The sequence below is a fragment of the Halopseudomonas sp. SMJS2 genome, from assembly GCF_029866945.1.
GTDB classification, from domain to species: Bacteria; Pseudomonadota; Gammaproteobacteria; order Pseudomonadales; family Pseudomonadaceae; genus Halopseudomonas; species Halopseudomonas bauzanensis.
The window spans coordinates 1,863,822-1,875,798 of the sequence record NZ_CP123445.1; the positions used below are offsets into that span (position 1 = coordinate 1,863,822).

The 11,977-nt window shown below is 61.0% G+C and carries 11 protein-coding genes; 2 read left to right on the forward strand and 9 right to left on the reverse strand.

Annotation, left to right across the window (positions count from 1 at the left end; translation table 11 throughout):
* Positions 1–4 precede the first annotated feature (4 nt).
* Positions 5–136, reverse strand: coding sequence for a putative transporter small subunit (locus QAO71_RS08675; RefSeq protein WP_211242646.1), 132 nt, complete (start codon positions 134–136; stop codon positions 5–7).
* 59 nt (positions 137–195) lie between these two features.
* On the reverse strand, positions 196–1,866 hold the full coding sequence (locus QAO71_RS08680) for a sodium:solute symporter family protein (RefSeq protein ID WP_280164185.1): 1,671 nt from the start codon (positions 1,864–1,866) through the stop codon (positions 196–198).
* Positions 1,867–2,637: 771 nt separating this feature from the next.
* Here QAO71_RS08680 and QAO71_RS08685 point away from each other — a divergent pair.
* Positions 2,638–2,979 carry a zinc ribbon domain-containing protein YjdM gene (locus QAO71_RS08685; protein ID WP_036989701.1) on the forward strand — a complete coding sequence of 114 codons (342 nt, stop codon included), beginning with the start codon at positions 2,638–2,640 and terminating at the stop codon, positions 2,977–2,979.
* On the opposite strand, the gene QAO71_RS08690 is transcribed toward QAO71_RS08685, so the two are convergent.
* The 5 genes from QAO71_RS08690 to QAO71_RS08710 form a co-directional block, all read right to left on the reverse strand.
* Positions 2,980–3,447 carry a DUF3429 domain-containing protein gene (locus tag QAO71_RS08690; RefSeq protein ID WP_036989699.1) on the reverse strand — a complete coding sequence of 156 codons (468 nt, stop codon included), beginning with the start codon at positions 3,445–3,447 and terminating at the stop codon, positions 2,980–2,982.
* 50 nt (positions 3,448–3,497) lie between these two features.
* Positions 3,498–5,528, reverse strand: a complete 2,031-nt coding sequence (locus tag QAO71_RS08695) for a transglutaminaseTgpA domain-containing protein (RefSeq protein WP_280164186.1) — start codon at positions 5,526–5,528, stop codon at positions 3,498–3,500.
* Entirely contained in the window at positions 5,525–6,487 is a 963-nt protein-coding gene (locus QAO71_RS08700) for a DUF58 domain-containing protein (RefSeq protein WP_235818237.1), read from the reverse strand. Before QAO71_RS08700 ends, QAO71_RS08695 begins: the two co-directional genes overlap by 4 nt.
* The gene (locus QAO71_RS08705) at positions 6,484–7,401 is read right to left on the reverse strand and encodes a MoxR family ATPase (protein WP_036989696.1); all 918 of its coding nucleotides are present in this window, start codon (positions 7,399–7,401) and stop codon (positions 6,484–6,486) included. The genes QAO71_RS08700 and QAO71_RS08705 overlap by 4 nt, the downstream gene beginning before the upstream one ends.
* Positions 7,402–7,474: 73 nt before the next feature.
* A complete protein-coding gene (locus QAO71_RS08710) occupies positions 7,475–8,833 on the reverse strand; it encodes a TAXI family TRAP transporter solute-binding subunit (RefSeq protein WP_280164187.1) in 1,359 nt (452 codons plus the stop codon).
* A 187-nt stretch (positions 8,834–9,020) separates the two neighbouring features.
* Here QAO71_RS08710 and rnk point away from each other — a divergent pair, with 187 nt between their 5' ends.
* Complete coding sequence (rnk, locus tag QAO71_RS08715; RefSeq protein WP_036990314.1) at positions 9,021–9,428, forward strand: nucleoside diphosphate kinase regulator; 408 nt, start codon at positions 9,021–9,023, stop codon at positions 9,426–9,428.
* 41 nt (positions 9,429–9,469) lie between these two features.
* Here the strand turns inward: rnk and rmuC are convergent, their stop codons facing one another.
* On the reverse strand, positions 9,470–11,029 hold the full coding sequence (gene rmuC / locus QAO71_RS08720) for a DNA recombination protein RmuC (RefSeq protein WP_280164188.1): 1,560 nt from the start codon (positions 11,027–11,029) through the stop codon (positions 9,470–9,472).
* 232 nt (positions 11,030–11,261) lie between these two features.
* The gene (locus QAO71_RS08725) at positions 11,262–11,957 is read right to left on the reverse strand and encodes an NrdJb (RefSeq protein ID WP_036989692.1); all 696 of its coding nucleotides are present in this window, start codon (positions 11,955–11,957) and stop codon (positions 11,262–11,264) included.
* Positions 11,958–11,977 lie beyond the last annotated feature (20 nt).

The following is an 11,977-nucleotide window of genomic DNA, read 5'->3' on the forward strand; positions in this document are numbered from 1 at the left end:
CCGGTTACACCATGTCCGCATTGGTGCGTCTGGCTTCGCGGTAGTCACGCACCACCGCGTAGCTGATCAGCCCGAGCATGCCCAGGGTAATAGCGGGCCAGACCAGGATGTAGGAACCCAGAATGATTGTCTGCATGATTATTCTCCTTGGTTGAAAGAGCAGCCTGCGGCCACCGCAGGCTGCTGAAAATTGTTTCAGCGAGCGGCGACCGTCTCGCCCTTCAGTTCGTCGGCGGCGGGCTTGTTGTATTCCACCACCCGTTCCTGAATGAGATCGAAATCAAAGCGTTCGTTGCTGGCCAGACTGATGACGGTACATACCAGTGTGCTCACGCCGTAGGCGGTCAGGGACGAAAGCAACACGGTGTATTCGCGCAACGTGCCCACGCCGATCCAGGCCACCACCACGGCAGCGATGAAGAAAGCCGCTACCCCCAGGCGCTTGCCCAGGAAGCCGAAAACCATCAAGCCGCCCACCACACCTGCACCGATCGATGCCAGCAGCTCGATGCCAATGGCCAGCACTCCCGTCATTGGCAGCAGGTCGAAACGCACGAGACAGAAAACCGCCAGCGCCGAGAGCACCGCCCAGGTAAAGGCCTTGTTGGTAACACGGTCCCAGAAGCAACTGGCGATGACCGGGAACACCACAGCGCCCCAGAGCGCGCCAACGAATACCAGCATGACCAGGATATCCAGCGAAAAACTGGCGAGAATGATGCCCAGCACGGTGGCGACGATCATGGTCATTCGACCGATCAACAGCATCTTCTTCGGGTCAGCGTTGTTCTTGGCGATGTTCTTGCCATACACGTCGGCCATCATGATCGCCGACAGTGCTGACAGGTCGGAGTCGGCGGTGGAAGACAGCGAACCGATTACCAGGATGAAGAACAGGCCGATGAAGAACGGCGGCAGATAACTCGACACCATCTGCGGAATCAGATTGTTCATGTTGCCATTTATCGGCTCCACGCCCAGTGTCAGCGCCATCAGACCGATCATGCCCAGGCCGATGACAATCGCACCGTAGCTGATGGTCGCAGTGATAAAGGTCGGCTTGATATGCGACTCATCCACCGCGAACAGCCGCTGGGAGATGGTCTGGTTGCCGATGGCGTAGGCCAGCACCGCCACGAAGTACGGCGCACCCTGATGCAGGAAGGCTTCACGGGAGAAGATATTGGCCTGCTCCGCTGTCAGGTTCGACAGATTGTCGACCATCACCGCCGGCCCGCCCATGGCAAATAGCACCGCGGGAATGATCACCACCGCAATTGCCATCATGGCGATCAACTGGGCGAAGTCGGTGAATACCGAGGCCCGAAAACCCGAATACAAGGTGTAGCTGAGCACCCCCAGTCCGGCAATGACGATCCCCGCCTGGAACGACAGCGGCGACAGCACCGACACCAGCGCACCCGCCGCCGTCAGGTTGACCATCAGACTGATGATGCTGCCGAGCAGGTTGGACAACGCCAGGATCAGCTGGCTGGAAGCGCCATGGCGCGCATGAATCAGCTCACCCAGCGTATGGGCATTGGGCGCCAGTTCGCGAAAGCGACGGCCAAAGGGGTAGATGAACAGGATCATCAGCGCGCCCCAGAAACCGTAATGCAGCGGCCCGGAAACACCATAGGTGTAACCCGAGGTGGCAGCCGCGTAGAAGGATGCCGCCCAGATCCAGGTGGCCGTCATGCTCGCCGCGCCCATACCCAGGCCGATCCGCTGGTTGGCGACCATAAAGCCATCGGCATCCCCATCGTTTTGCTTGAGCCGGGTGGAGAGCAGATAAGTGCCGCCATAGAAGGCAACCATCAACAACAGGACCGTGATGGTGGAAAATTGAAACAATTCGGAATTCACTACTTGACCTCAAGGCTTTTTGCGGCGGAACCCAGCACCCAAATTCGGGGCATGACCGAACCACAAAAAAGAAACGAAATCGCGCCGCTGCGCTCGACTTACGCGCACGACAAACGATATGAAACAAGAATGCTCTGGAAAACGCAGCGCGCCGGAGTCCGGCCAAACGCGAATGAAAAACCTGATTCAGGCCCGATGAAAGATCAGCGTGGCCGAGCGTTGCCGCTTTTCAGAGATTCCCGGGAGAGGACAGCAGAAGTGCTAATGGTAGCCTTTGTAGGCTGAATGATTGTAAAACGCGGTCTTTAAACGAAGGGCTGATGCTAAGTCTTTATCACGATAGTTGAACATAGACATTATTTATTCTCCGATGCTACTTCTGTCCATTTATATGGCTGGCTTTACGAACATCTCCTGATGCAAACATAACCGGACGTATTGGGTAATCGACCCGTATTCACCCGGCAGACAATGAAACAACGCTGTCGATACCTGCGAAAGTGGCGATGAACAGCAGACTTTACAATGGCGATATCGACTGGACAGAACGCCTGTTTCAGGGCCATGCCGACTTATTCGATTGGTCGATTCTACAGCAGTAGTCTCTTTGCTACAACCTTGGGACTTTTCTGTACCCAGCCATGAAAGAGCCGAAGCCCTCTGGTTCGGGGCCTGCAAATGGACAACCCCTCCTCCGCATGCTACTGTCCGGGCCAATTCAAACAGGCTTTCACCCAGGCTCCGAGAGCCGGAAACAATGAAGGTAATATCATGAGCACACTTCCCAACTGTCCCTCTTGCAGCTCCGAATATACTTACGAAGATGGGACCATGTATGTCTGTCCGGAGTGCGCGCATGAATGGGCAAAAGAGGGTGAACAAGAAGCTCTGGCAGATGAGACTGTTATCACCGATGCCCATGGCAATATTCTGCAAGATGGGGATTCGGTTACCGTCATCAAAGACTTGAAGATCAAGGGCTCCTCTTCAGTCGTGAAGGTCGGCACGAAGGTAAAGAATATCCGGCTGGTGGGCGGAGATCACGACATCGATTGTCGGATCGAGGGCATCGGTGCGATGAAACTCAAGTCCGAGTTCGTCAAGAAGAGCTGATCAGTAATTCTTCACCAGCGTGGCGCCCCAGGCCACCGCCATCGAGCCGACGGCGACCAGACTGATGGGTTTGCGCAACGCGGGGTACCAATCCGGCGCCAGGCCGTGCCTGACCGCCCAGATGTCCGCATAATACAGCGCGGCGAAGGCACAGAAGAACAGCGGTACGGCGAAGTCGATCGGCAGGCTCAGAGCGAACCAGCCCAGCAGTGGCGGAATGACGGACAGGCCCAATTGAATCGGTGCGTCGGGGCTCGACTCATCGGCCCGCATGGCCAATCCCCAGTGAATTGCGCCCATAAAGGCCAGCATCACCGCGGCGAAGGCAAGCAGTTCTTCCATCACCCAGACACGCCAGCCCTCCGGGATAACCCACAAACCCAGTGCGCCGGTAACAAAGGGCACCAGTGCAGCCATGGCCAGCCCAACGGCAAGCCCGGGTGGGCGTGAGGCATTGAAAGGGTGCACTGCAGGCTCCTGTCTAACAGCGTGAACGCGCTCACATTACAACCGCGGCCCTAACCAGGCAAGTCCAGCGACGTAATCGGCCGCCGCGGGCGGGTGCGCGGCAGGACCCGCAGCAGGTTTCGCAGGGCCAGGTTCAACTGTGTTGCTGTCGGCGCAGCTGCCGCCGGCGCGGTGGCATAGCTCAGACGGATGTATTCAGCGAAGAAGGCCGCCAGTTCTGCCTTCTGCCCAGGCAGTATCTGCTCCAGTCGTTGCTGCCAGTCACGCGGCCCTTCTCCCGTCTTTGCCTGCAGCTGCAGCCGCGCCAGGCGCCGGTTCAGCGTCTGCCAGGCCCGCTGCTGCGGGTCACGCGGTTGCCGGGCTGGACGGAGGATCCACAACGCCATCGGCAGCATGAACAGCAACAGCACACCCAGGGAAATCAGACCTATACGTTGCCAGTCGGCCGTGCCCAGCCAGCGGCGGAAGAATTCCAATTGACGCTCGCTCTGGTAGCCCAGTACTCGCAGTTGCCATTGATAGTTGAGATCATCCCAGAACAGCCGCGTATTGTTCAGCCAGCCAATGTCGCGGTAGCGTGCTGCAGCCAGGGGCGAGTTCTCGAGAAAACTGCCCTCCTCCGACAACGCGTCCTGCAAGCCCCGCTCGATACGCTCCGGCGCCACCTGGAAGGTCGGATCGACCGACACCCATCCCTGCCCTGGCAACCATGCCTCGACCCAGGCGTGAGCGTCGAACTGATGTACCAGCACGTAATTGCCCCGCGGATTGATTTCCCCACCCTGGTAGCCAGCGACGACCCGAGCTGGAATGCCCGCCGCACGCAGGACAAAGGTCATGGCGCCGGCGAAATGCGCACAGAAGCCGCGGCGGCTGTCGAACAGGAACTCATCATTACTGTGCAGACCCAGCGGGGTTGGACGCAGGGTGTAATGGAAGGGTTCGCGGTTGAAATGGCCAAGCAGCGCCTGAACCAGATCTGCGTCCTCAGGATGGGATTGACGCAATTGCGCAGCGAAGGCTCGACTGCGGGGGTCGCTGCCCTCCGGCAACTGCAGATTGACCCGTTCCTGCAAGGGGTCCAGCTCCTGCGGTTGCAGCAGGCTATCCATCCTGGAGCTGGCGACGTAGGAAATAGCCCGTCCCAGCGGCTGCCGGGCCTGCAGCACGAAATCGCCGGTGAGCAGCAAGCGCTCATCCTCGGTACTGGCGCCGCGCAGGCTGAATACCCAGGGTTGGTTACTGGCCGGGGCAATGACGCGGTAGCCAATCGGCTCGCCCTGGGGCTGCCACTCCGGTGGCGCCGCCGCCGTGGTGAAGCGCGAACGACTCCAGGTGCGGCCATCGAAGCGGCTCAGGGTCATGGCGCGCCAATACAGCTGTGGCTGCGCCGGCACTGCATCGTCGAACGCCGCACGGAAGGCCAGCTCACCGGAACGGGCCAGCTCGGCCACATCTGCCGGCGCCATGCTTTCCGCCAGCCCGGTGCGCGCCTGGTTGCCCGGTGCATTGACCGACCATAGCGGGCCCATGCGCGGAAACAGCACAAACAGAACCACCATCAGCGGCACGGCTTGCATCAGCAGTATGCCGCCGGTGCGCATGGCCCGAGCCGGGTCATTGCGCCCCGGTGTCTGTTGCAGACCGACCAGTGCCGCCACCAGCACCAGCAAGGAGAAACACTGGAACAGCGCCAGCGGTATCCCCTGATCGAACAGAAAAGCCGCGGCGACGATGAAAAAGCCGAGGTAGATGACCACCAGCGCATCGCGGGGCTTGCGCATTTCCAGCAGTTTGAGCATGAACAGCATCAATAGCAGCATCACCGCGGCATCGAGCCCGATCAGGGTCCCCTGCACCAGAAACACCCCGGTAGTCACCAGTACCAGCGCCAGCACCCGTACCAGTAATCCCGGATAGGGCCAACGCATGCGCTGAATCTGCACCCGCCACAATGCACAGCCCAGCCACAGGACGGCTACCCACAGCGGCAACCGGGGCAGGTGTGGCGCCAGTGCGACCACTTGTGCAGTGAGCAACCAGACCAGGCTGTTGCGGGGTATCAGCGCATGGGACGTCATGGGGTCACTCCATAGAGCGCCAGAGCACGCAGGCAGGCATCCCGGTGGGCTTCGCCCAACGCCGGGCCGATGCGCTGGCCGGCCAGCTCCAGCGCGTAGGGCCGGTGGCGGCTTTCCAGTTGCAGCACCCAACCGGCCAGGCAGCTCAGTTGCTGCTCCAGCGAGGCGCCGGGTGCTTGCTCCAGGCTCAGCCAGAGGCTGTCATGCTGCGGCTCGGCAAACACCTTGCTGTGCAACCCCTGCCCCCGCGACCAGGCGCGCCAATCCAGCCGTTTCTTCGAGTCTCCGGGCTGATAGGCACGCAGGCCCTGAAAATCGTCCACACCTTCAGCCAGCAACTGGTCGCCCTCGCCTGCTTCGGCAGCACGCGTACCCGGCAGTGGCAGGCTCAGCGGCTGCGGGTAGACCAATACCTGCCAGTCGAGATCCACCAGGCTCCAGGCCACGAACCAGCCCAGTGGATAACGGGTCTCCACACGCAAGCGATCGGGCTTGAACCAGCCACGGTGGGTGGTCGGATGATAGAGCGACAGCGTGGTGCCCAGTTGCTGCTCCACATCCACCTGCCGCGGCGGGGTGCTCGGCCAGAACAGGGCGACCGATTGATGCTCCCGGCGCGGCGCCAGCAAGGTCAGTGTCAGCGCCGCCTCCTCCCCGGCGAACACCGGCAGGCTGCCATTGGCATGCAACTCAAGTCCAGCGAGGTTGCGGTAGGTGTGGTGCAGGCCGACCCAGAACAGACTCCCGAGCAGGAACACCACGGCATAGACCAGACTGTTCTGATAGTTGATGGCGCCGATCAGCATGATCAGCAGCAACAGCAGCAAGCCCATGCCGGCGCGGGTAGGCATGATGAAGATACGCCGATGGTTGAGCGTCACCTGGCTGGCCGCCGGAATGCGCTTTTTCAACCAGCGCTGGAACAGGGCGCTGGTCTGGCCACCCAGCCGGGCGATCAAACCGCCGGCACCTCGTTTAGCAGCCGCTGGGCCAGACTGCCGCCGCCGTGCCCGGCTGGGTCCTCACTGGCGCGCAGACGATGGCTGACCACAGCCGGAAGCACCGCCTGCACATCCTCGGGAATGACGTAGGCCCGGTGTTCCAGCATGGCCCAGGCGCGAGCAGCTGCCAGCAGGCCGAGGCTGCCCCGGGGCGACAGGCCCCAAGCACACAGATGGCTTTCCCGCGTGCGGGTGACCAGCCGCAGGATGTAATCGATGATCGCCTCGCTCGCTGTTATCTGCGGCACCGCTGCCTGCAATGCCTGCAGCTGCGCGCGGGTGAGCACCGGCTTGAGGTCATCCAGGCGCGCCCGCCCGGTACCGCCCAATAACAGAGTCTTCTCTGCCGCCGGGGTTGGGTAGCCGAGGGACAAGCGCATCAGAAATCGGTCGAGCTGGGATTCCGGCAAGGCGAAGGTACCGCCTTGGGAGGCCGGGTTCTGGGTGGCGATGACGAAGAAGGGTTCCGGCAGCGGCCGGGTTGCACCGTCCACGGTGACCTGCCCCTCTTCCATGGCCTCCAGCAGCGCGCTCTGGCTCTTTGGCGTGGCGCGGTTGATCTCGTCCGCCAACACCAGCTCGGCGAAGATCGGCCCCGGATGGAAAACGAAGCCCCCACTGTCACGATCGAATACCGAGGTGCCGAGAATATCGCCGGGCAGCAGGTCACTGGTGAACTGGATGCGTTGATAGCTGAGCCCCATCACCCGCGCCAATGCCTGGGACAGAGTGGTCTTGCCCATACCCGGCAGGTCCTCGATCAGCAGGTGCCCGCGGGCCAGTATGCAGGCCACTGCCAGCTTGACCGCATGCTGTTTGCCCAGCAGCACCTGGTTGATTGCATCCGTTGCGTTACTCAGCACATCCTTCATGTACACCTCTCGTTGGCCTGCTGGTCCATCTTATGGTCAGTCCCTGACAGTTGAAACCCCGCGCAATGAACTGTCACACACCCGCGGCCCTCTCGCCACGGGCAGCACCCTGCTCCTCCTCCATCTGCCGCAACCGGGTGATCATGTAGCCTACATGCAGATGCAGGCTATACAGTTCATGAGCATAGGACAGGGGCACATCGACCCGGGTCAGCTCGTCTTCCAGCTTTACCAGACTGGCAATCTCCCGCTCCAGCACCTGATGGATACCGCCGTTATGAATCAGCTTGTCCACCCGCCGCAGGTCCGCGTACCAGCGATAGACCCGCGCCCGCATGCGCCAGCTGTAGAGCGGCCCCATACTCTTGATCAGCGGCAGCATGATGACGATGAAGGGGATCAACAGCACCACGTAGCGGTCAAAAATCGAAGCCACCCAGAACGGCAGATAGCGCTGCAACATCGGCACGCCATTCTTATGGTAGTACTCCGCTTCACCGGTGAGTTCCACCTCCATGGGCATAGCCGCGGGAAAGGCCCCCGGCGGGTCCAGCAGACTGCCCTGGCGCAACACATCGGTGGTTGCTTTCAAAACCAGCGACGCCAGTGCCGGATGGAAGGCATCGTTGACCACCAGGGTGGCGACCGGCGACAGTAATCGGGTGGGCTGGGCCGGTACATTACGTTCCAGATCGAGCAGCCCCTCGGGAATACTCAGGGTATCGAGAAACGGCAGTCTGGCGGCAAGCGCCTCGGTTTGCTCGAGGCTGACCAGTTCCAGATCCGGGTCGGCCAGCAGTTGGCGTACCGTGGCATTATTCACCGGCAGAACGAAGAAGGCCGCGTCCAGCTCGCCGCTGCGCAGCCCCTCCAGCGAGTCCCGCGCCGACAAACGCTGCCAGTTACCCGCCAGCACATCTGCCTCGCCGACCTGATCACCGAGCTGACTGAACAGGCTGTGTACTACTGCCCAGGTGCCGCTGCCCATGGTGCCGACCGAGACCCTGCGGCCATGCAGGTCCGCCAGCCGGGTAATATCCGCACCTCGGCGCTGAAACAGCCACAACGGCTCGTGATAGATGGCTGCCAAACCCTCCAGCCGGGCTCGCTGCGCGGGCTCGATCAGGCTGGTGGTGCCGCTCTGAATCAGACCCAGCTGCACCTCGCCCGAGCCATCACTCAAGCGCTGCAGGTTCTCCACTGAACCGCTGCTGGGGCGCAATTCCAACGTCAGCCCATCCTCTGCCAGCCGTTCCTGCAGGGCCATGGCGAAGCCATGGTAGCCGCCGGACTCACCACCCGTGGTCATCACCAGGGTCCGCGGCGGCGCCGGGTCGAGAAAGCGGAACAGCCCCCAGGCCAGCAGCAGCGCCAGCGGTACAATCCATAAATTGGTACGAATGAACAACGCGATCTGCTTCACTGCGTGCATCTGAGCTTCTCCAGTCTCATGGCCGGGTGGAAACCGGGCGAGCGCCAGCACCAAAACCGGCGAGGAGCTTGCAAGAAGTCGCCATTCTGGTACTGTCTATCTATGCCGATGTCCTGTTGGCTTCTTTACCTGTTTTTCCCAACTACCGTTTTTTCATTGTCTTTAACAAGGAGTAATGCTGTTCGCCATGAGCAAATCACCCTCTATCGTGCTCACCCGTCTGGATGTCCAACGCCTGGATGAGGTGTTGAATACCATGGACGCGCCGATCGACCTGCTGGAGGCTCTCGAGAACGAGATGCTGCGAGCCAAGGTCGTGTCTCATACGCGCGTTGCTCCGGATGTGGTCACCATGAATTCCACGGTGCGCTTCGCGGATGAAACCAGCGGCCGCGAAATGGTCCTGACTCTGGTTTACCCTGACAAGGCCGGACGGGATGGTACCATCTCGGTACTCGCGCCGGTGGGCATTGCCCTGCTCGGTCTGAAGAAAGGCCAGAGCATCGACTGGACCGGCCCCAATGGTCGCCCGCTCAAGCTCAAGATCATCGATATCGAATACCAGCCCGAAGCAAGCGGCGACTTCCATCTGTAAAGCCCGGCGCCCTGCCGGGTTTCCCTCTTCCCTTCCGAACTTCATCCCAGCGTATCCGCTGCCGGTACATCGTGGCCGAGCTCAAGCTCGGCACGATCGGTCCAGTTTTCCCCAAGTTCTGCTTTAACAGATACGCCCAACTCCTTGAAATCATTTACTTGCTTGACCAGGTTGCCACGGCCACTGACCAACTGGGCACAGGCCTTGTGATAAGCCTCGCTGGCCTTGTCCAGGCTGCTGCCGATACTCTCCATGCTGCCGAGGAAGGTGCGTAGCTTGTCATGCACCCGTGCGGCCCGCTCGGCCAGCTCGGCGGTGTGGCGGTTCTGGTCTTCGAAGCGCCACAGCTGCCGCACGATGTTGAGGCTGGTCAGCAAGGTGGTCGGCGTCGCCACCAGCACGTTCTGCTCGATGGCCTTCTGGAACAGGGTTTCGTCGGCTTTCAGCGCTTCGACGAAGGCGGATTCGATGGGCACGAACATGAACACCATCTCGGGTGCGTTGAGCCCCGGCAGGTCGAAGTAATTGCGCTCGGCCAACTCGCGTATCCGCTGCCCGAAGGCCTGTACATGCTCGGCCAGGGCCAGCCGGCGCTCGGTATCGTCCTCGCTGTTGATATAGCGGGTGTAGGCATTCAGCGACACCTTGGCATCAATGATCAGATGTTTGTCCTGGGGCAGGTAGACCAAGGCATCGGGGCGCTGGCGTTGACCATCGCTGGCGGTCATGCTCACCTCACGCTTGAAATCGATGCCGGCGCGCAGACCGGAGCGCTCCAGCACGTTCTCCAGAATCAGTTCACCCCAGTTGCCCTGGGTCTTCTTCTGCCCGCGCAGGGCGGTACTCAGGTCGTGGGCTTCCTGGGTGATCTGCTGGTTGAGCTGCTTGAGGTGCAGCAGTTCCTGCGCCAGAGCCGCCTGCTGCTGGGTGTCCTTGTGATGGATATCTTCCACTTTGCTGCGGAACTGATCGATCTGCTCGCGGAACGGCTTGAGCAACGCGTCAAGAGACTGCTGACTGGTCTGGGTGAAGGTCTGGCCCTTGGCTTCGAAGATGCGTCCGGCCAGTTGCTCAAATTCCAGCTTGAGCTGCTCGCGGCTGTCCTTGAGCAATTGCTGCTGTTCATCGAAGTGCTGCTGGCGCTGGCTCAGGGTGGTCTGCAAGGTGGAATGCTCGACCCGCAGCTGTTCGTGGGTTTGCTGTAATTGTTGCAGCCGCTGCTCCAGGGTCCGGCGTTCGGCCTGCAACTGCTCGCCCTGGCGCTGCTGCTCCTGGGCCTGGACCTGAAAGCGCTCGGCAGAACGCTGCCATTCATTGCACTGCCCCTCTGCATCAGCCAGGCGGGTTGCCAGCCGACCACGTTCCGCATCCAGCCGGGCTACGGATTCCTGCAGGTGCTCACGGCGGGTTTCCAGACTCAGCTGTGCACCCAGCTGTTGATGCATTTCCAATTGCTGGCTGCGGTTTTGCTCAAGCAACTCATCGACCCGCCCTTGCAGCAACCGTTCCCGGCGCAGCAACACCCAGCCGGTGAGCAGCCAGCCACCCAACAGGGCCAGGCTGAGCAAGGGCAACAGAAACCGCATTTCATTCAGGGGCATGGGTCATCTCCTATGGCTGCCCGGTATTATCCCTGCGTATGGCTGAATATGTAACCGTTGGCTGCTAACGCAAGGTGGCGGCCTCACCGACCAGCGCGAGTAGCGGCCCTGCGGCAATGACTATGACAACCATGGGCGAAGCGAATGAAGGTAGGAACGATGGCCGGCGAGCGCCAGCGGGAAAGGCAGGACACTGCGCCGGTAGCCCCGGCGCAGTGGAGTCGTCAGACCATCAGCCGCATTTGCTGTCGCCGCAGGCCAGGCAGGTGAGACAGCCATCCATCTGCACCGCGGCCTTGGTGTGGCATTTGCCGCACATCTGCGCGCCGGCCGGGTAGGCTTCGGCACTGTCGTCACAGTCCGCTGCCGCCTGAGCGGGAGCGTTGATGCTGGTGAACTCGGCCCGCTTCTGCTCCAGATAGGCACGCTGGTGCTCGTCCATCCCATCCTCAAGCATGCCGATGCGCTTGAGGTGCTGCTCCAGCACATCGCCGATTTCCGCAACCAGCGAGGGCATCCAGCGGCCGCCACGCTTCATGTAGCCGCCCTTGGGGTCGAATACGCTGTTCAACTCTTCGACCAGGAAGGTGCAGTCGCCACCCTTGCGGAAGACTGCGGAGATGATCAGCGTCAGCGCCGAGATCCACTGGTAATGCTCCATGTTCTTCGAGTTGATGAAGATCTCGAAGGGCCGTCGGGTTTCATGGTCGCTGCCGGGGTTGAGCACCACGTCATTGATGGTGACGTAGATGGCATGCTCGGAGGTTGGCGTCTTGATCTTGTAGGTCGAGCCTTCGAGGAACTCTGGGCGTTTGAGCTTTTCATGCATCTCGACATAGGTGGGCGCAGCCGGTTCGGGCGCCTTGGCCGGCTCGTCCGGCTTGACCACTGCGTAGTCGACAATCTTGCTGGTTATCTTGAGTGCCATGTCCATCTTCCTTGCCCCGC